The 19,390-nt window shown below is 73.4% G+C and carries 16 protein-coding genes; 12 read left to right on the top strand and 4 right to left on the bottom strand.

The features are described 5' to 3' along the window. Positions 1 to 51: 51 nt before the first annotated feature. Positions 52 to 1,044 carry a ThuA domain-containing protein gene (locus IW256_RS28010; RefSeq protein ID WP_197013791.1) on the bottom strand — a complete coding sequence of 331 codons (993 nt, stop codon included), beginning with the start codon at positions 1,042 to 1,044 and terminating at the stop codon, positions 52 to 54. Between the two features lie 297 nt (positions 1,045 to 1,341). Between IW256_RS28010 and IW256_RS28005 the strand changes: the two genes are divergently transcribed. The 6 genes from IW256_RS28005 to pqqE all read left to right on the top strand — a co-directional run bounded on the left by IW256_RS28005 (position 1,342) and on the right by pqqE (position 7,313). After that, positions 1,342 to 3,495: an outer membrane protein assembly factor BamB family protein gene (locus tag IW256_RS28005; protein WP_197013790.1), complete on the top strand. Its 2,154-nt coding sequence runs from the start codon at positions 1,342 to 1,344 to the stop codon at positions 3,493 to 3,495. Positions 3,496 to 3,569: 74 nt separating this feature from the next. Further along, positions 3,570 to 3,701: a pyrroloquinoline quinone precursor peptide PqqA gene (gene pqqA / locus IW256_RS28000; protein ID WP_197013789.1), complete on the top strand. Its 132-nt coding sequence runs from the start codon at positions 3,570 to 3,572 to the stop codon at positions 3,699 to 3,701. 10 nt (positions 3,702 to 3,711) lie between these two features. Further along, entirely contained in the window at positions 3,712 to 5,187 is a 1,476-nt protein-coding gene (locus IW256_RS27995; protein ID WP_197013788.1) for an MBL fold metallo-hydrolase, read from the top strand. Beyond that, a complete protein-coding gene (pqqC, locus tag IW256_RS27990; RefSeq protein ID WP_307829143.1) occupies positions 5,184 to 5,942 on the top strand; it encodes a pyrroloquinoline-quinone synthase PqqC in 759 nt (252 codons plus the stop codon). The genes IW256_RS27995 and pqqC overlap by 4 nt, the downstream gene beginning before the upstream one ends. Then, positions 5,932 to 6,210 carry a pyrroloquinoline quinone biosynthesis peptide chaperone PqqD gene (pqqD, locus tag IW256_RS27985; RefSeq protein WP_197013787.1) on the top strand — a complete coding sequence of 93 codons (279 nt, stop codon included), beginning with the start codon at positions 5,932 to 5,934 and terminating at the stop codon, positions 6,208 to 6,210. Before pqqC ends, pqqD begins: the two co-directional genes overlap by 11 nt. Continuing rightward, complete coding sequence (gene pqqE / locus IW256_RS27980; protein WP_197013786.1) at positions 6,207 to 7,313, top strand: pyrroloquinoline quinone biosynthesis protein PqqE; 1,107 nt, start codon at positions 6,207 to 6,209, stop codon at positions 7,311 to 7,313. The genes pqqD and pqqE overlap by 4 nt, the downstream gene beginning before the upstream one ends. 171 nt (positions 7,314 to 7,484) lie before the next feature. On the opposite strand, the gene IW256_RS27975 is transcribed toward pqqE, so the two are convergent. From IW256_RS27975 to IW256_RS27965, 3 genes are all read right to left on the bottom strand, one after another. Next, on the bottom strand, positions 7,485 to 8,171 hold the full coding sequence (locus IW256_RS27975; protein ID WP_197013785.1) for a TetR/AcrR family transcriptional regulator: 687 nt from the start codon (positions 8,169 to 8,171) through the stop codon (positions 7,485 to 7,487). A gap of 67 nt (positions 8,172 to 8,238) precedes the next feature. Further along, the gene (locus tag IW256_RS27970) at positions 8,239 to 10,116 is read right to left on the bottom strand and encodes a bifunctional sugar phosphate isomerase/epimerase/4-hydroxyphenylpyruvate dioxygenase family protein (RefSeq protein WP_197013784.1); all 1,878 of its coding nucleotides are present in this window, start codon (positions 10,114 to 10,116) and stop codon (positions 8,239 to 8,241) included. A gap of 123 nt (positions 10,117 to 10,239) precedes the next feature. Beyond that, a complete protein-coding gene (locus IW256_RS27965; protein ID WP_231403958.1) occupies positions 10,240 to 11,775 on the bottom strand; it encodes an aminotransferase-like domain-containing protein in 1,536 nt (511 codons plus the stop codon). 311 nt (positions 11,776 to 12,086) lie between these two features. Here IW256_RS27965 and IW256_RS27960 point away from each other — a divergent pair, with 311 nt between their 5' ends. The 6 genes from IW256_RS27960 to IW256_RS27935 all read left to right on the top strand — a co-directional run bounded on the left by IW256_RS27960 (position 12,087) and on the right by IW256_RS27935 (position 19,368). Next, a complete protein-coding gene (locus IW256_RS27960; RefSeq protein WP_197013782.1) occupies positions 12,087 to 13,145 on the top strand; it encodes a CapA family protein in 1,059 nt (352 codons plus the stop codon). A 246-nt stretch (positions 13,146 to 13,391) separates the two neighbouring features. Further along, the gene (locus IW256_RS27955) at positions 13,392 to 14,435 is read left to right on the top strand and encodes a BMP family ABC transporter substrate-binding protein (RefSeq protein WP_197013781.1); all 1,044 of its coding nucleotides are present in this window, start codon (positions 13,392 to 13,394) and stop codon (positions 14,433 to 14,435) included. A 5-nt stretch (positions 14,436 to 14,440) separates the two neighbouring features. Next, positions 14,441 to 16,042, top strand: a complete 1,602-nt coding sequence (locus IW256_RS27950) for an ABC transporter ATP-binding protein (RefSeq protein ID WP_197013780.1) — start codon at positions 14,441 to 14,443, stop codon at positions 16,040 to 16,042. Next, positions 16,039 to 17,145 (top strand): ABC transporter permease, encoded by a 1,107-nt coding sequence (locus IW256_RS27945; protein WP_197013779.1) that lies wholly within the window; start codon positions 16,039 to 16,041, stop codon positions 17,143 to 17,145. Before IW256_RS27950 ends, IW256_RS27945 begins: the two co-directional genes overlap by 4 nt. Beyond that, positions 17,138 to 18,034, top strand: a complete 897-nt coding sequence (locus tag IW256_RS27940; RefSeq protein WP_197013778.1) for an ABC transporter permease — start codon at positions 17,138 to 17,140, stop codon at positions 18,032 to 18,034. Before IW256_RS27945 ends, IW256_RS27940 begins: the two co-directional genes overlap by 8 nt. Beyond that, positions 18,031 to 19,368 (top strand): Tm-1-like ATP-binding domain-containing protein, encoded by a 1,338-nt coding sequence (locus IW256_RS27935; protein ID WP_307829141.1) that lies wholly within the window; start codon positions 18,031 to 18,033, stop codon positions 19,366 to 19,368. Before IW256_RS27940 ends, IW256_RS27935 begins: the two co-directional genes overlap by 4 nt. Positions 19,369 to 19,390 lie beyond the last annotated feature (22 nt).

Raw genomic sequence — 19,390 nt, 5'->3', positions numbered from 1 at the left:
GGCGGGGTCCGGCGGCCGGGGAGCGGCCCGGCCGCCGGCGCGGGGCGGGGGTCAGCGGCAGAACGGCTGCCGGCCCATGGCCGACTCGATCCCGCCGAGCACCAGCTTCCGGAACTGCGGGGCCCCGGCGAAGGCCGAGCCGTCGTCGGTGAACGCCTTGGCGTCGTGCCCGAGGGTGGTCAGCCAGGCCCGGCCGCCGTCGTAGTAGTGGCACCAGGCGATCGGGTGGGAGTCACCGTGGCCCGGATGCCCCAGCGAGCCCTCGACGCCGCGTTCCAGCGTCCCCTCGTCCACCTGGGCCAGGATCCGGACCCGGGACGGGTAGGGGACCAGGTTGTACCACTCGTCGCTGAACGCCCAGCGTGCGGGCAGGCCGGCGGTGGAGACGTCCTTGCGGCCGAGGGTCTGGACGGTCCCGGGCTGCGAGGGCCCGTGGTCGTAGAAGTTGGCACCGCCGAGCAGTCCCTCGTACCAGGGCCAGTTGTACTCGGTGCCGAACGCGTTGTGGATGCCGACGAAGCCGCCGCCGCCCCGGATGTACTGGCGCAGCGCGGTCTGCGCGGCCTCGTCCAGGGTGTCGCGGGTGGTGCTCATGAACACCACCGCGTTGTACGCCATCAGCCGCCCGGCCGACGAGAGCTGGGTGACGTCCTCGGTCCAGTCGACGCCGAACCCGTTGTCCTGGCCCATCTTCACCAGCGCGCTCTGCGCCACGTTCGCCGCGCTCAGCGGCGGGTTCAGCCCGGCGGGCAGGGCGGGGCCGAGGTTGGCGTGGCGCGGGCCGGCGGTACGGCTGTAGACGAGGATCTTGTAGCCCTCGGCCGGGTCGAAGTTGCCCCAGCCGTGGTAGCAGCGCGGGTCGAGCCCGCGGCAGACGCCGTACTCGGGGTCGCCGAGCTGCTCGGCGCCGCGGGCGCCCGGCTTGGCCTGGGGGCTTCCGGCCGCGGCGGGCGGCCCGCCCAGCAGCGTCGTGGCGACCAGGACGGCGGCCGTCCCGAGCGCCGTCACCGCCGCGGTCACCAGATGGGACGAGGGTCTCCTCATGGCGCAGGTTCCTTCCTGACATGCTCACTCCGAGGTCCATCTAGCGGTCTAGATGGACCGCTCAGAGGTTGCATGACGATCTCACGCCGCTGCCGTGACAGCAAGAGCCGGAGCCGGACGTTGGTCGGGAAGCGGCGAAAGTGCATGTGGGAGGGCCAGTGGGAGACGGATTCGGCGGCCGGTCTGGGACGGGGCCTTGTCAGGTGCGCGAATGGCGGCTTACGGTGTCGTCCGTTTAACGGACCCAATAGTCCGTCTAGTGGACCAACAAGGGGCATCCGTGGGTTGGAGACCAGCATGAGACGACGGCAGTTCCTCACCGGCGCCGCGGCGGCCGGTGGCACCGTGGCCCTCACACCGTTCGGCGAGGCGGCGCACGCGGAGGCCCGCTCCGCGATGGCGCTGCCCGTGCCCAGGCAGCCCCGGGGGCTGGAGCCGGCCGGCCGCGACTTCCCCAAGGTCGGCGGCAACCTGGGCAACCAGAACCACAGCTCGCTGCGGAAGATCACGCGCCGCAACGTCCAGCGGCTCGGCGGCGCCTGGCACGTCAACCTGGAGGGCGGTGCCACCGACCGCCACCAGCAGAGCACGATCGTCGCCCAGGACGGCGTGCTCTACGTCCAGACCCGGCAGCAGAACGTCTTCGCCATCGACGGCCGTACCGGCGCCGTCAAGTGGAAGACCGGCGTCGGCGCGGAGCAGACCAACATGCGCGGCGTCGCGCTCGGCCACGGCCTGGTCTTCACCACCTCGGGCGCCAACATCGTCCACGCCCTCGACCAGCGCACCGGCGCCGTCGTCTGGCAGCGCGAGCTGCTCGTCGCCGGCGAGGGCGACCCGGGCTGCGACCCGCAGAGCGGCCAGTGCGGCGGCAACCGCGGCGGTCTCGCCGGCGCCGTCGTGTACCACGACGGGCTGATCTACATCGGCACCGAGGGCAGCACGGCGGGGGCGCGCGGACGCGGGTACGCCCTGAACGCCAGGACGGGCGAGGTGGTGTGGACGTTCTGGGGCGCGCCCGGCCCCGGCGAGTACGGCAACGACACCTGGGAGGGGGAGAGCTGGAAGACCGGCGGCGCCGTCTGCTGGATGCACCCGGCCGTCGACCCCGAACTGGACCTGGTCTACTGGACGTTCGGCAACCCCTATCCGCGGACCAACGGCTCCACCCGCGGCGGCGCCAACCTCTTCGCCAACTGCATCGTCGCCATCGACGCCAAGACCGGCAAGCGGCGCTGGCACTTCCAGTCGGTGCACCACGACATCTGGGACTTCGACAACGTCATGTCGCCCGTCCTGATCGACCTCCAGATCGGGCACCGCAAGCGGAAGGTCGTCGTCTACGGCAGCAAGACCGGGATGTACTACATCCTGGACCGGGCCACCGGGAAGCCCGTCCACGGCATGACCGAGCGTCCCGCCCCGCAGGAGCCGCGGCAGAAGACCTGGCCCACCCAGCCCTTCCCGGGCGGCGAGCCGTTCGTCCAGCAGGCGCCGAGTTTCGACAACACCACCAGGCCGGTCCCGTATTACCCGACCGGGCCGATCTACACCCCGTTCTGGGACGACGCGACCATTCTCTATCCGGGAGCGGGAGGCGGCGCGGACTGGTCCCACATCTCCTTCAGCCCCCATACCGGGTTCCTCTACGTAGGCTACGGGCTGATCAACTCGTCCTTCTCCAACACCAACGGCGGACGGGTCAACACGGCCCGGCCTCTGGGGGAGTACTTCTCCGGCGGGATCGTCGCCGTGGACCCCCGTACCAACAAGCCCGTGTGGCGCCGGGAGGGCGACTGGTCGCTGGCCCACGGCAACGGGATCCTCAGCACCGCGGGACGGGTCATGTTCCAGGGAGGGCCCGACGGCGTCCTGAAGGCGATGGACGACACCGACGGGCGCGAACTGTGGAGCTGGCAGTGCGGGGCGGGCGTGCACACCAGCCCGGTCAGCTACGAGATCGACGGCGAGCAGTACATCGCGGTCTTCGCCGGGGGCAACGGCCTGCCCTACCCCGACATCCCCAAGGGCGACCACCTGTGGGCGTTCAAGCTGGACGGGAAGGTGCCCCCGGCGCCCGCTCCGACGCCGCCGTCCAAGCGCAACCAGATCCGCACCGCACCGGTCGCGGGAAGCGCCGTGAACAACACGGTCACGCTCGGCCGCGTCTGGGACTCCTCCGCCGGGGCCCCGGGCGGCACCGAGAACACGGTCGCGCAGAACGCCATGTCGCCGCAGCACCTGACCGTGCCGGTCGGCACGACGGTGACCTTCGTCAACCCGGAGGGCAACGTCTACAGCCACGGCGCGGCGTCGTTCTTCGAGCACGTCTTCAACAGCGGCCGGCTCCAGCCCGGCCGGTCGTTCACGCACACCTTCACCGCGCCCGGCGAGTTCTTCTACAACGATCCGGTCTTTCCGCAAAACACCGGAAAGATTGTTGTTAAGTGATCTTTCCGTACAAAATAGGACAATTTTCGCAAGATCACATAGGATCCATCCAACCGAGAGGAAGGTGCACCGCGATGGCAGAGCACACCCCCGACACCGAGCGCGGCGACCGGACCAGGGAGCAGGTGGCCGCCTGGGTCACGCCCGACTACCAGATCGTGGAGACCTCGCTGGAGGTCACGGCCTACTTCGGCGCCGAGAGCTGATTCCGCCCCCATGCGGCTGCGGATACTCGGCACCGCGGCGGGCGGCGGCGTACCCCAGTGGAACTGCGCGTGCCCGGGGTGCGCCGCCGCCCGCGCCCACCCCGACCGGCGCCGGCGCCACGCGTCCATCGCGGTCGAGGCCGGCCCGGGCCGGTGGTACGTCGTCAACGCGACGCCCGACATCGGCGAGCAGATCGAGGAGTGCGAGGCGCTGCACCCGGGACCGGGCCGGCGCCGGTCGCCGATCGCCGGCCTGATCCTCACCGACGCCGAACTCGACCACACCCTCGGCCTGCTCCGGCTCCGCGAGGCGACGAGCCTGAACATCATCGCGACCGGCACGGTACGCGCCGCCCTGTCCGGCGGCCTGCGCCTGGACCAGGTCCTCACCCCCTACACCGGGCTGTCTTCATCCGGGGGGACGACCCCCCAAGCCCCCCGCGACAGCCCGTCACCCTCCGCTCCGCTGCGCTCCGCTCCAGGTGCCGGGCCGTCTTCGTCTGGGGGGACGACCCCCCAAACCCCCCGGGAGGGGCTGGACAGCCCGTCCCCTTCCGCTCCGCTGCGCTCCGCTCCAGGTGCCGGGCCGTCTTCGTCTGGGGGGACGACCCCCCAAACCCCCCGGGAGGGGCTGGACAGCCCGTCCCCTTCCGCTCCGCTGCGCTCCGCTCCAGGTGCCGGGCCGTCTTCGTCTGGGGGGACGACCCCCCAAACCCCCCGGGAGGGGCTGGACAGCCCGTCCCCTTCCGCTCCGCTGCGCTCCGCTCCAGGTGCCGGGCCGTCTTCGTCTGGGGGGACGACCCCCCAAACCCCCCGGGAGGGGCTGGACAGCCCGTCCCCTTCCGCTCCGCTGCGCTCCGCTCCAGGTGCCGGGCCGTCTTCGTCTGGGGGGACGACCCCCCAAACCCCCCGGGAGGGGCTGGACAGCCCGTCCCCTTCCGCTCCGCTGCGCTCCACTCCAGGTGCCGGGCTGTCTCTCTCTACGGGCACGCCCCTCCCCTGCAAGGCCCCTGAGCCGCTCGACGGCGGTCCGCTGGAGATCCAGGGGATCGAGGTGTCGGCCAAACGCCCCCGGTACGCGGCGGAACTGGACGGCGGGGACGGCCCGTGGGTCGTGGCCCTGCGCATCAGGGACCTGCGGGACGGCAAGGTCGTCGTCTACGCGCCGTGCCTGGCCGCCTGGCCCGACGATCTCGACCGGGCCCTGCGCGACGCCGACTGCGTCTTCGCCGACGGGACGTTCTGGGACGACGAGGAACCTCGCCGCGCCGGGTTCTCCCGGCGCACCGCCACCGAGATGGGCCACCTGCCGATCACCGGCCCGGACGGCACGGCCGGGCGGCTGGCCGCGCTGCCGGCGGCGAGGCGCCTGTACACCCACCTCAACAACACCAACCCCCTGGTGGACCCCGGTCACGAAGGGCACCGCCTGCTGGCGGAGGCGGGGATCGAGGTCGCCCGGGAGAGAGCGGTGATCGAACTGTGAGCACGGCACCGGCGCCCCGGATCCCGTCCCCCGCCCCGCCCTGGCCGCCCGGCGAGCTGGAGGACCGGCTCCGGGCGCTCGCGGCGGAGCGCTACCACCACCGCCATCCCTTCAACCTCCGCATGCACGAGGGGCTGCTGTCGCCGGAGGAACTGCGCCGCTGGGTCCTCAACCGGTTCCACTACCAGCGACACATCCCGATCAAGGACGCGCTCATCCTGGCCAAGCTCGACGACCGCGAGCTGCGGCGGTCCTGGATCCGGCGGATCCACGACCACGACGGCCGCTCCGCCGAGGACGGCCGCCCGGCCGAGGCCGGCGGGATCGAGCGATGGCTGCGGCTGGGCGAGGCCGTGGGCCTGGACCGGACGCTGCTGCTGTCGGGCGAGGGCGTTCTGCCCGCCGTGCGGTTCGCCGTGGAGGGGTACGTCGGCTTCTGCCGGCTGGGCTCGCCGCTGGAGGCGGTCGCGTCCTCGCTCACCGAGCTGTTCGCCCCCGACCTGATGGTGACCCGGATCGCGGCCTGGGAACGCCACTACCCCTGGATCGAGCCGGCGGGGCTGCGCTACTTCCAGGTCCGGGTCGGCCAGGGCCGCCGGGACTCGGACGAGGCCCTGGCGCTGGTCCACGCCTGGGCGCGGACGCGTGCCGACCAGGAACGGGTCCTGGCCGCGTTCACCTTCAAGTGCGACGTGCTCTGGTCGCTGCTGGACGCGGTCGACCGACCGGCCCCGGGGACCCGCGATGGCCGCTGAGCCGGAGCCGCCGCGACCATGGCGGCCGGTGCTCGACCGCTCCGTCATGCTCCGGTACGACCGCGTCCGCGGCACCGACCTCCTGCTCATGCCCGAGCGCGCGGTACGGCTCGGCGGCGCGGGCGGCGCCATCCTGCGGCTCTGCGACGGCCGCCGAACGGTCGCCGACATCATCGCCGAACTCGGCGAGACCTTTCCCGGCGCGCCGCTCGCCGACGAGGTGCCCGCGTTCCTGGAACGGATCCGGGCGGAGGGATGGCTGCGATGAACGCCGGACCGGAGGCCCCGTGGGCGCTGCTCGCGGAGGTCACCCACGCCTGCCCGCTGCACTGCCCGTACTGCTCCAACCCGCTCGAACTGGTCCGCCGCGGCGCCGAGCTGAGCACCGCCGAATGGGCCCGGGTCTTCGAGGAGGCCGCCGAACTCGGCGTCGTCCAGGCCCACCTCTCCGGCGGCGAGCCCCTGCTGCGGCGCGACCTGGAGGAGATCGCGGCGGCGGCGCGCCGCGCGGGCGTCTACACGCAGCTCGTCACCAGCGGCCTCGGCCTCACCGCCGCCCGGCTGGACGCGCTCGCCGGCGCCGGGATCGACAGCGTCCAGCTCTCTCTCCAGGACGCGCGGCGGGCCGGGTCGGACCTCATCGCGGGCCGCGACTCCTACACGGCCAAGGAACGGGCGGCCGAGGTGATCCGCGCCGCGGGCCTGCCGTTCGGGCTGAACGTCGTCCTGCACCGGCACAACCTCGACCGCCTGCGAGAGATCATCGAGCTGGGCGCGCGCTGGGGAGCCGACCGGATCGAGTTGGCCAACACCCAGTTCTACGGGTGGGCGCTGCGCAACCGGGCCGCGCTGCTCCCCACCCGGGACCAGCTCGACCGTGCGAAGGCGACGGTCGCGGCCTGGCGCGAGCGGCGGGACGGCGGTCCCGAGCTGGTCTGGGTCATGCCCGACTACCACGAGGGCGTGCCCAAGCCCTGCATGGGCGGCTGGGGCGCGCGTTCGATCACCGTGGGCCCGGACGGGACGGCGCTGCCCTGCCCCGCCGCCTACGCGATCCCGGACCTGGAGCCGCCGAACGTCCGCGACCGGCCGCTCGCCTGGATCTGGACGGAGTCGGCCGCGTTCAACGCCTACCGCGGCACCGGCTGGATGACCGGGCCGTGCCGGGAGTGCCCGCGCCGCGAGACCGACTTCGGCGGATGCCGCTGCCAGGCGTACGCGCTGACCGGCGACGCGGCACGCACCGACCCCGCCTGCTCCCTCTCACCCGACCACCATCTGATCCGGCAGGCGGCCGAAGCCGCCGAGACCGGCCCCGCGCGCGAGACCGCGTTCGTCTACCGCCGGCCGGGCCGCCGGTCCCGGCCCTAGTCTCTGTTTCCATGTCCCGGCCCACGGCGCTCGCCTGGCGGCTCGCGCCTGACCGGGCCTGTGCGAGCGCGGCATCGCTTCGCGATCTGCCAGGTGAGGCTCGCCTCCGGCATCGCCCCACCTGGCAGCCAACGCGCTCGCGCGGTGGCTGAGGCCACTTCGAGACACGCCCTAGTCCCGTTCCTGGCCGGGGAGGCGGCGGCCGGCGCCGGTCAGGTAGGCGACGATCATCTCGCCGAGCATCTCGCGGTGCCGGTCCCGGTGCTCGGGGGCGGTCAGGTCGCGCCCGAACAGCGCGCCGAAGGTGTGCTGGTTGGCGATCCGGAAGAAGCAGAACGAGCTGATCATCATGTGCACGTCCACCGCGTCGGCCTCGGTCACGAAGTCGCCGCGGGCGCGGCCGGCGTCGAGGATCTGGGAGATCAGCCCGGCCACCGGCGTGCCGAGGTTCACCAGCACCTCCGACCTGCGCAGGTGCTCGGCCTGGTGGATGTTCTCGATGCTGACCAGCTTGATGAAGTCCTGGTGGGCGTCATGGTGGTCGAAGGTCAGCTCGGCCAGCGTGCGGATCGCCTCGACGGGGGCCAGGTGCTGCACGTCGATGGTGGCCTCGGCCGTCCGGACCTCGGTGTAGGCCTTCTCCAGGACGGAGATGTACAGCTTCTCCTTGTTGCCGAAGTAGTAGTAGATCATCCGCTTGGTGGTGCGCATGAGCGCGGCCATGTCGTCCACCCGGGCCCCGGCGTATCCGTGCCGGGCGAACTCCCGCTGGGCGATGTCGAGGATCTCCGCCCGGGTGCGTTCGGCGTCACGCCGCCGCTCCCCGGAGGAGGCGGGTGTGAGGGGCTGCGTCGACATGAGACTCCACGGAACGGTTACCTGCGGACGACTAATCCTAGGCCGAGCGCGAACGGCGTGAACGGCCTCACGCGGGCCGCGGCCGTTCCGGACGCCCCGCGGAACGGGGCGCCGGCGGCACGTGCTGGGCGGCCAGGCGGATGGGGGCGTTGACCGCGCCGTACCCCCGGTAGCCGCCGAGACGCTGGACGACCTCGAAGAAGACCCGGCCGGAGGTGACGGTGTAGAAGTGCAGGAACTCCCCGTGCTCGTCCCGGTCGTACAGCAGGCCCAGCTCCCGCAGCAGGCGGTGCCGCTCCTCGCCCAGGTCGTAGCGGGCCTCCAGGTCGTCGTAGTAGTTGGCGGGGATCGCCAGCCGCGCCGTGCCCGCCGCCCGCAGCCGCCGGGCGGTGGCCACGATGTCCTCGCTGGCCAGCGCGACGTGCTGCCAGGCCATGTCGGGCGCGCCGTCGTGCGCCCCGACGTAGGCCACGTTGAGGGCCACCCGCACGCGGCCGTCCTCGGTGGAGACCGCCCGGCTGCGCAGCAGTCCGTAGGGGTCGGGCAGCTCCAGGCTGTCGTGCGGGCGCAGGCCGAGCACGCTCCGGTAGAACAGCGACGCCTCGTCGAAGTGGTGCCAGGGCTGCGTGAGCGCCACATGGTCGATGTGGGTGATCTCCCCGGCCGCCTCCCCGGGATCCCGGCGCGACCCGGTGAAGTCATCGGTCCAGCTCGGGTGGTCGGGCTGCGCGGTCCGGCAGAAGAACAGCTCCGTCCCGTCCGGCGCGGCGACCGCGTCCAGCGGCGCGTCCCGCGGGCCCCGCAGCCGCGGCAGCACGGGCGACAGCAGCGCCTCGGCGCGCTTGACCGACGCGGCCGGGTCGGGGGACTCCAGGCCGATCGCGCCGAGCACCGGGCCGTCCTCGCTCTCCGCGCTCCCGGTGTTCAGGAGGACGCGGGCGGAGCCCTGCTCCCACAGCTCGACCGGCTTGCCGGAGTGCACCCCCGTCCGGACGAACCCGAGCGCGGTCAGCAGCTCGCCCAGCGGGCCGGTGGCCGGCGCGGCCAGCTCGGCGAACGCGAAGCCGGTCGGGACCACCGGGGGCGGCGGCACGGAGAGCCCCGTCCGTACGGGCGCGGCGGTCTCACCGAGGCGTCCGGCGGCCGCCTCCTCCAGGGAGATGAGGGAGCGCATGGCGTCCAGAGCGGTGCGCGTGGACGCCGCCTGGCGGAAGATGTCGTTGAACACCTCCAGCGAGAGCGGCCCCCGGTAGCCGGTGCGCAGGACGTGCGCGACGAGCCCCGCCACGTCGAAGTCGCCCTGCCCAGGGAAGCAGCGGTAGTGCCGGCTCCAGTACAGGACGTCCATCGGCAGGGCGGGCGCGTCGGCCAGCTGCAGGAAGAAGATCTTCTCGGCCGGGATCGTCTCGATGGCGTAGGGGTCCACGTCCCGCGACAGGATGTGGAAGCTGTCCAGGCACACCCCCAGGTCGGGATGGTCGGCCATCCGGACGATCCGCCAGGCGTGCAGGTAGTCGTTCACGTGCCGGCCCCAGGCCAGCGCCTCGTAGGCGATCCGGACGCCGTGCGCGGCGGCCCGCTCGGCCAGCAGCCGCAGCTGCTCGGCGGCGAGCGCGTCGTCGTCGACGGACTCGGGGGAGACGGTCGAGCAGACCAGCAGCCGCGTCGCCCCCAGCCGTTCCATCACCGCGAACTTGTGCTCCGCCCGCCGCAGGTTCCGGGCGAGCAGGGCGGGCGGAACCGCCTCGAAGTCGCGGAACGGCTGGAAGAGGTCGATGCCGAGTCCCAGGTCCGCGGCCCGGCTCCGTACCTCCTCCGGGCTCATCGCGCTGGAGACCAGGTCGTTCTCGAAGATCTCCACCCCGTCGAACCCGGCCCCGCCGATGGCGGTGAGCTTCTCGGCCAGCGAACCGCTGAGCGACACCGTGGCGATGGACCTGCGCATCTCGCTGCACGCCTCCACTAATGGACGAACTAGTACGTTAGCGTACCTGCCCGTCCGGTGCCGAGCACGCGCGAACGCCCCACCGGCCGCGCCGGGCCGGTGGGGCGCCTGGTCTCGGTGTTCCTACGGGGTGAGCAGCGCGGTGGGCTGACCCAGCACGCTGGTGACGGCGTCGCAGACGGCCGTGGACAGCCGGTCGGCGTGCTCGGCGGCGAGCGCGCCGGCGTTGATCCGCAGATGGCGCTGGTCGCCGGGGGACAGGAAGAACGGCTGCCCCGCCGCCAGCAGGAAGCCGCGGTGCGCCGCCGCCTCGACGACCCGGTCGGCGTCGCATCCGTCCGGCAGGGTGACCCAGACGTGCAGCCCGTCGGTGTCGAGGGCGGGAACCGACAGCCCGAGCCCGCGTGCGGACCCGGCCCGCCGGACGGCGTCGCGCACCGCCGCCCGCCGGAGCGCGTACTCGGTGCGGGCCTCCGCCAGCAGGTCGTCGATCCGGGGATCGGTCAGGGCCGCCGCGAGCACGCGCTGCGAGGTCCGCGACGTCCAGCCGTCGGCGAAGGACTTGGCCATCGTGAGCGGGTGCCGGATCGGCTGCCGGACGACCGCGGCCGACAGCCGCAGGTCGGGGGCGACGGACTTGGAGAACGACCGCAGGTGGACGACCCGCTCGCGCAGCCGCGCGTCGCCGTACAGCGACCCGGGCCGGACGGTGGCGGCCTCGGCGAACTGGTCGTCCTCGATGATCCACACGTCCGGGTGGGGAACGAGCGCGTCGGCCAGGGCCTGGCGGCGTTCGGCGCTCCAGCCGCACCCGGTCGGGCTCTGCGCCCGGGGGGTGAACAGCACCGCCGAGACGCCCGCGTCCAGGGCTCCCCGCAGGCCCTCGGCGGTCACCCCGGACTCGTCCAGCCGCATCGGCACCAGCCCGAGGCCGTGGAACTCCAGCGTGTCCATGGCGGTCTGGTAACCGGGCTCCTCCACGCCCACCAGGACCCGCTCGCCGGGGGCGCGCCGCCCCAGCAGCATGGCCAGCAGGGCCAGGAACTGCTGGGTCGACCCGCCGATCAGGATGTCGTCGGCCTCGGCCTCGATCCCGTCGCCGGCCAGCCGCTTGAGGAGCGCGCCGGACAGTTCCGGCTCGGTGCCGAGCGTCGCGGGATACTCCAGGTCGCGCGCCGTCAACCGGGACGAGACGTCCCGGAAGGCGCGCTTGATGACGCTCAGCGGCAGCAGCGCCGGGTCCGGGCCGCCGCGCATGAGGTCGCGCGCGGACGGGAAGCCCTGCTTGAGCCGCGCCTCGGTCTGGGCGAGGACCTGGCGCCGCCAGGCGCTGCCCGCCCGTGCGGCGGCGGGCTCGGCGGCGGGACGGGGCGCCTGGGCCGCCGGGGCGGCGCTGGGGGTCTCGCTGACGAACGTCCCGCGCCCCGCCTCCCCGTTGACCAGCCCGCCCTCGGCGAGGCGGGTGTAGACGCTCATCACCGTCGAGACGCTGAGCCCGAGATCGGTCGCCAGCTGCCGGACGGAGGGGAGTCGTTCGCCGGGCCGCAGCTCGCCCGTGCGGATGGCCTGGGCCATCTCGTTGGCCACCCGCTCGTAGAGGGGACGCCCGTTGCCCGGCGACTCCCGCAGGGCGGCTATGCGCCGTTGCACCTCAAGCATCACGCATACATTCTACCAGCACACATGCGGCGGGCGGCGCCGCAGAACGCTCGGAGAGCCCATCCAGAACGGCTTTGAGCCCCCTTCTCCCTCGTCTTTCAGGGCTTCAGGGCAGGTGGGGAGCCCGGAAGGGGCATCGACAAGCGTGCGCCTAACGTATTGACGATGTATTGCTACCGTGGCAGCGTGACGCTCGTCCTCGCCGCCGTACCGCCGGTCCCGGCACGCCCGAAGGGGCCCGCGTCGCGGGCCCGGCCGGCGCCGCCCGCCGCCGTACGGCGAGCGCCCTCCCGTACGGAAGGCCGTCGACCATGACGTCACTCCTGATCGCCACCGGGGACATCGTCCTCACCAAGTCGCTGCGCGAGGTGCCGGACCATCCCGGTCTCGCCGCCCTCCAGGAGGTGCTCGGCGCCTCCCCGTGCGTGCTGTCGAGCGTGGAGCTGCCCTTCTCCGACCTGGGCCACCCCTCCGACCGCATCCTCAACTTCCGGGCGCGCCCGGAGCTCGTCCGCGAACTCCCGGCCTTCAACCTCAGGGTCGCGACGCTGGCCAACAACCACAGCTCCGACTACGGCTGGGAGGCGCTGGACGACACCGTGCGCTCGCTCCGTGCCGCCGGGGTGACGCCGATCGGCGCCGGGGAGGACCTGGAGGCCGCGCAGGAGCCGGCGATCCTGGACATCGCGGGCCGCCGCGTGGGCATCATCGCCTGGTCGTGCCTGCTCCCGCTGGGGGCCGCGGCGGGCCCCGCCAAGCCCGGCATCTCGCCCGTTCACGTGGACACCGAGTGGGTCGTCAACGGCGAGTTCCAGCTGGAGGAGCCGGGGGTGCCGCCGGTCATCCGCACGCGGGTCCGGGCCGAGGACCACGAGCGGGTCATGGGCCGTGTCCGGGACCTGCGCGACCGCGTCGACATCCTGGTGATCACCGTCCACTGGGGCTTCGGGTTCGGCAGCGCCCGCGCCGAGTACCAGCGGGTGTTCGGGCACGCCCTCGTGGACGCGGGGGCGGACCTGGTGCTCGGGCACCACGTGCACGCCCCGCAGGGCGTGGAGGTGTACCGGGGCAAGGTCATCGTGTACAGCCCGGGCAACTTCGTGGCCCAGCAGCCCCGGGAGAACGTCACCCCGGAGATCCAGGCGATCTACGACGCCTTCAGCCGGGACGCCTTCGTCACGGCAGTCGACCTCGACGGCGAGAGCCGCCCGCGGGTGTCCCTGGTGCCGATCATGACGAGCGAGCACGGGCTGCCGGTGCTCGCGGGCCCGGACGACGCGCGCCGCATCGCCGGCCGGATCGCCCGCGAGTCGGCCGATCTGGACACGGCCGTGTCGTTCGACGGCACCCGCGTGAACGTCACCGCCTGACCTCGCCGCCGCCCCCGCCCCACCGTCCCGCCGCCCCGTCCGCCGTGCCTCTCGGTGACGCCGCCCCTCCCGAGAGGCACGGCAGGCCGCCGTTTCCCTTTCCGGAGAACGGTCGGACCAACTGTTATGCATACGTCCTCTAGACACCTGCATAACAAGCCGTGTACGTTTCACCGAAACCGCCGGTGAGAGAGCCGTGCGGGAGGACGGACCGTGTCGGTGGCTGCCGACAGATCGGAGCCTGTTATGAGCGTCAGGACAGGGACCATGCGCCGTCGCCACTTCCTGGCCGCCTCGAGCCTGGTGTCGGCCGTCGCGCTCACCGGCTGCGGAGGCGGGGACGGTGGCCGGGCCGGGGGCGCGGACGGGAAGACGGTGGCGCTGGTCACCCCCCAGAAGGCGGGGGACGGCGGGCCGACGGACAACCTGATCGCCGGCCTGGAGGAACTGAAGGCGGCCGGCTACTCCACCCGCTTCGTCGCCGCGCCCGACCCCTCGTCCCACGAGTCGACGCTGCGCAGCCTGGCCCAGGCGGGGACGTCGGTGATCGTCGTGTCGTTCTCCGACTTCACCCAGGCCCTGAAGGCCGTGGCGCCCGACTTCCCCAAGATCAAGTTCGTGCACGTCTACGCCGACGCCAACAAGCCCACGATCCCGAACGTGCAGACGATCGCGTTCGACACCCAGGGCCCCTCGTACCTGGCCGGCGTGCTGGCCGCCACCGTCTCCAGGACCGGCGTCATCGGGTTCATCGGCGGCACCGCGATCCCGCCGCTGTACGCCGACTACCACGCCTACGCGGCGGGGGCCAGGGCCACCCGTTCCGGCATCGCGGTCAAGAGCGCGTTCGTCGGCTCCTTCGGCGACCCCGTGAAGGGCCAGCAGATCGCCCAGACCATGTTCAACAACAAGGTGGACGTCGTCCTGGCGTACGCGGGCGGCTCCTCCGTGGGCGTCGTCAAGGCGGCCGACCAGGCGAAGACCCATGTCATCTACGACAACGCCGAGAGCGGGCAGACCACCGGCAGCGTGATCGCCGTCGCGTCCCAGCACTACGGCGGCACCATGGCCAAGCGCGTGCTCACCATCGGGGACGGGACGTGGAAGCCCGGCGAGAGCATCGCGGGGCTCGCCGACGACGGCACCTTCTTGGAGCGTGCCAAGCGGTTCCGTCCGGTCCCCGGCGCCCCGGCCCCCGACCTGGACGGGGCGTTCGGGAAGGTCGCGGAGACCAAGAAGAAGATCCTCGACGGCTCCGTCGACGTCCCCTTCGACACCAGGCCCGTCTGAGCGTCATGCGGGCACTACGGCACGAGAACACGCCCCCGGGATCGGCCGCGGGATCGGCCGCGGGACGGTCCGCGGGATCGGCCGCGGCGCGCCACCGTCCCGGCGCGGCCGTCACCTGCCGGGACGTCACGGTGCGCTTCGGCGACTTCACCGCCCTGGACGGCGTCACCGCGACCTTCCCGCCGGGGAGGGTGCACGCGATCGTCGGCCAGAACGGCGCCGGCAAGACCACCTTCGCGCGCGTCCTGGCCGGGCTGGTCGAGCCCGCCGCCGGCACCGTCCGGGTGGGCGAGCACCGGCTCGCGGGCGGCGACGTCGGCGAGTCCCGGCGCCAGGGCGTCGAGCTGGTGCACCAGCACTTCGCCCTCCCCGCCGACTTCACCGTGGCCCAGGCGCTGGAGCTCTTCAACGACGAGCCGCGCCCCCTCGGGGGCTTCTCCAAGGCGCGGCTGCACCGCCGGGCGCGGACGCTGCTGGAGAACGCGGGCACCGAGGTGGAGCCCGACGCCCTGATCGGCCGGCTGCCGATCGAGACGACGCAGGCGGTCGAGATCGCCCGCGCCCTCGCCTCCGGCCCGCGCGTCCTCGTCCTGGACGAGCCGACCGCGGTGCTGCCCCCGCCCGCGATGCGCGGTCTGTTCGACCGGCTGCGGGCCCTGGCCGCGGACGGCATGTGCGTGATCGTGGTGCTGCACAAGCTGGACGAGGTGTTCGCCGTGGCCGACACCGCCGCCGCGCTGCGGGCGGGCCGGCTCGTCCTGGAGCCGACGCCGATCGGCGAGCTGGAGCCGGCGGTCCTGGCGCGGGCCATCATCGGGGACGCCTCGATCGAGGAGGTCCCCGCCGTCGCCGACCCCGCCCCGGACGCGCCCGCCGTGCTGAGCGCCTCCGGGCTGAGCGCCCGGTCGAGCGCGCACGACGCCGCCGCCGACGAGGTGTCCCTGGAGATCCGCCGCGGCGAGATCGTGGGGATCGCCGGCGTCGAGGGCAACGGGCAGCGCAGCCTGGTCGAGGCCATCGTCGGGGTCACGCCCCTGCGCGGCGGCTCGGTGTCGCTGGCCGGCGCCGACGTCTCGGGGGACCCGGTACGGCACCGCCGCGGCCGGGGGCTGCGGGTGATCCCCTTCGAGCGGAACGTGGAAGGGGTCAGCCTCTCCAGCGCCCTGTGGGAGAACCACGCCGCCATGCGCAGCGGCGGGGACGGCCTCCTGCTGAACCCCAGGGCGCTGCGCGAGCACTGCAGGCAGGCCCTGGACCGGTGGCGGGTGGCGTACCGGACCGAGACGCAGCCGGCCGGGAGCCTGTCGGGCGGCAACGTCCAGAAGACCATCCTGGCCCGCGAGATCACCGGCGACGTGACGGTGCTCATCGCCGCGTACCCGACCCGCGGGCTCGACATCGCGGCGGCCCGGGACGTGCGGGCGGCGCTGGTGGACGCGGCGGCGTCCGGGGCCGCGGTCCTGGTCGTCAGCGCCGACCTGGAGGAGATGTTCGAGGTGTGCCATCGCGTGCTGGTGATGTTCGGCGGCCGGGTGGTGGCCGGGTTCGACCGGCCCTTCGACCTGGACCGGGTGGGGGAGGCCATGGTGCGGGGTGAGGGCCGGTGAGGCGCCTGCCCAAGCTCGCGGCGGCACGCCCCGTGGCGGTCATCGCGCTGTCGCTCGTCCTGGCGCTCGGCGTCTTCGCCCTGTCCGGCTACAGCGCCGGCGCGATCGCCGCGGGAACGATCGAGGGCAGCGTCGGCTCGCCGGCCGCGCTGACCCAGACCGTCCGCTGGTTCATCCCGCTGCTGATCATCGCGCTCGGGGTCGGCCTGGCCTTCCAGGCGGGCTACTTCAACATCGGCGCCCAGGGGCAGATGTACGTGGGGGCGATCGGCTCCCTCGCGGTCGGCCTGGCGTGGCGGGAGGGCCCTCCGCTGCTGGTGGTGCCGTGCGCGTTCGCGGCCGGCATCGCCCTGGGCGCGCTGTGGTCGCTGGTCCCCGGGCTGCTGCGGACCAAGCTGGGTGCGGACGAGGTCGTCACCAGCCTGATGATGAACTTCATCGCCGTGCTGCTGCTGGAGTGGGTCTGCACCGGCCCGCTGAAGAGCGGCGACGGTACCGGCCAGGCCGCCACGACCGATCCGCTTCCGGCGGCGTTCCGGCTCAGCGACGGCAGCGGGGTCTCCCTGACGTTGCTCCTGCTGTGCGGGGTGCTGGTGGCCGGGGCGGTGGCGCTCAACAGCCGTACCCGCCTGGGCCTGGAGATCCGCGTCGTGGGCCGTAACCCGGTGATGGCGCAGTGGATGGGCATCCGCGCGTCGCGGGTCGGCCTGGTGGTCTTCGCGCTGAGCGGCGCGGCGGCCGGGCTGGCGGGCGTGGTCGAGGCGTACGGCCCGGCCGGAAGCCTGCGGGCCGGGTTCTCGCCCCAGGTCGGGTTCATGGCGGTGATCGTGGCGCTGGTCGGCTCGCTCGGCCCGCTGCGCACGCTGCTGGCGGCGCTGTTCTTCGGCGGGCTCCGGGCGGCCACCCTCTACCTGCCGATCGTGAGCGACCTGCCGCAGGCGGGGCTGGACATGCTCAACGGCATGGTGGCGCTGTGGATCACCGTGTCGGCGGTGCCGGTCCTGATGAGACGGCGGCGGCTGCGAGATCCCGTCCATGCGGGGGGCGGCCTGCCCGCCGATCCCGTCCGCGACGACCGGGAGGCGGTGCGGTCCCGTGGGTGACTTCCTGGTGACGTGCCTGCAGGCGGCGACGCCCATCTGGCTGGCGGCGCTGGCCGGGATGTTCGCCCAGCGCAGCGGCATCCTGCACCTCGGCCTGGAGGGCCTCATGCTCAGCGGCGCGTTCGCCGCGACCGCCACCGCCATCAAGACCGGCTCGATCATGCTGGCCATCGGTGTCGCGGTCGCGGTGAACCTGGCCCTGTCCCTGCTGTTCTGGCTGCTGGTCACCCGCTTCAAGGCCAACGTGCTCATCGTCGGGCTCGGCCTGTCGCTGACCGCGGCCGGGGCGACCGGGTACGCCCTGGTGGCGTTCTTCGGCACCGAGGCCGCGATCCAGTCCCCGGTGGGGCTGCCCCGGCCGCTGTCGGGAGTGGGCGGGCCCCTGGGGAACCTGTCCGTGCTGACGTTCGCCGCGATCGCCCTGACCTGGCTGTCGTGGTGGACGATCCGGCGGACCCGGGCCGGGCTGAAGCTGAGCGCCTGCGGCAGCGACCCGTTCGCCGCGCGCAGCGCGGGCGTGCCGGTGGACCGCTACCGTCTCGCGGCGCTGCAGGTCGGCGGCCTGCTGTGCGCGCTGGCCGGGACGGAACTGTCGCTGGCCCAGGTGCAGTCGTTCTCCGACAACATCGCGCAGGGACGCGGCTACCTGGCCTTCGCGGCCGTGCTTCTCGGCGGCATCGCCCCGGTCGGGGTCTCGGTGGCGGCGCTGTTCTTCGGCTCCGCGGCGGCCTTCGGCATCCAGTCGCAGCTCGACTTCAACGGCGCGCTGCCGCCCCAGTTCGTGCTGATGCTGCCCTACGTGGTGACCATCGTGGCCATCTCCGCGACCGCGCTGGTCAAGAGACGGCGCGGTGAGGGGCCTGCCGTGATCCTGGAGCGGACGCTGTGAGCCCGGACGCCGTGAGCCCGGACGCCGTGAGCCCGGACGCTGTGAGCCCGGACGCCGGGGGCCGGGTCGTCCTCGCGGGCGCGCTCGACACCAAGGGGCCCGAGCACGCCTTCGTCCGGGACCTGCTCGCCGCGTCCGGGCTCCGGCCGCTGCTGGTCGACGTGGGGATCCGCGGGGAGCCCTCGGTCCGGCCGGACGTCACCCGCGCCGAGGTGGCGCGGGCCGGCGGCCGGGAACTGCGGGAGATCGCCGGCCTCCCCGCCCGCGGGGAGGCGCTGGCCGCCATGGCCGAGGGGGTGCTCGCCCTCATGGAGTCGCTGCGGGACGCGGGCGCGGTGGACGCCGCCTTCGGCATGGGGGGCTCGGGCGCGCTGGCCGTCCTGGCACCCGGTTTCCGCGCGCTGCCGCTCGGCGTGCCCAAGATGATCGTCACCACCATGGCCTCCTCGGACACCCGCCCGCACGTGGGGGCCAGCGACCTGCTGCTGGTGCCGTCGATCGTGGACATCGCCGGGCTGAACACGCTGAGCCGCTTCGTCCTCGAACGGTCGGTGGCGATGCTGGCCGCCCAGCTGCGGCATCCGGTGCCCGGCGGCCCCGGCGGCGGGGACGGGGAGGGGCCGCCGATGGTGGCGGCCAGCATGTTCGGCGTGACCACCGCCGGGGTGTCGCGGGCCTGCCGGGTGCTGGAGTCCCGGGGCCTGGACGTGCTGGTCTTCCATGCCAACGGCCTGGGCGGCCGGACGCTGGAGTCCCTGGCCGGGGCCGGGTGGCTGGCCGGCGTGCTGGACCTGACCACCACCGAACTGGCCGACGACCTGGCCGGCGGGGTGGCGAGCGCGGGACCGGACCGGCTGACCGCCGCCGGCCGGCGCGGCGTCCCGCAGGTCGTCGCGCCCGGCGCGCTGGACATCGTCAACTTCGGGGCGCCGGCCTCGGTGCCGGAACCGTACCGGGAACGGCGGCTGTACGCGCACAACGCGACCGCGACGCTGATGCGGACCGACCCGGACGAGGCGGCCGTCCTCGGCGCGCGGCTCGGCGCGAAGCTGTCCGCCGCCCGCGGCCCCGTCACGGTGCTGCTGCCCACCGGGGGACTGTCGGCGCTGTCGGAGCCCGGCGGCGCCTTCCACTGGCCCGAGGCCGACGAGGCGCTCGAAAGGGCCCTGCTGGCGGCGGTGGGGCCCGAGGTCGTCGTGGAACGGTCCCCGGCGGCGGTGAACGCGCCCGCGTTCGGCGAGCGGGCGGCGGAGCTGCTGCTGGCACACCTCGGCGAACACCTCAGTGGACATCTCGACCACACGCAAGCAATACGTTCACCAAACGATAGCTAGACAATTCTCGGTACACCAAAGT

It is taken from the genome of Actinomadura viridis, from assembly GCF_015751755.1.
Lineage (GTDB): Bacteria > Actinomycetota > Actinomycetes > Streptosporangiales > Streptosporangiaceae > Spirillospora > Spirillospora viridis.
The sequence above is the reverse complement of the archived record's forward strand: the minus strand, read 5'-3'. Positions and strand labels throughout refer to the sequence as shown.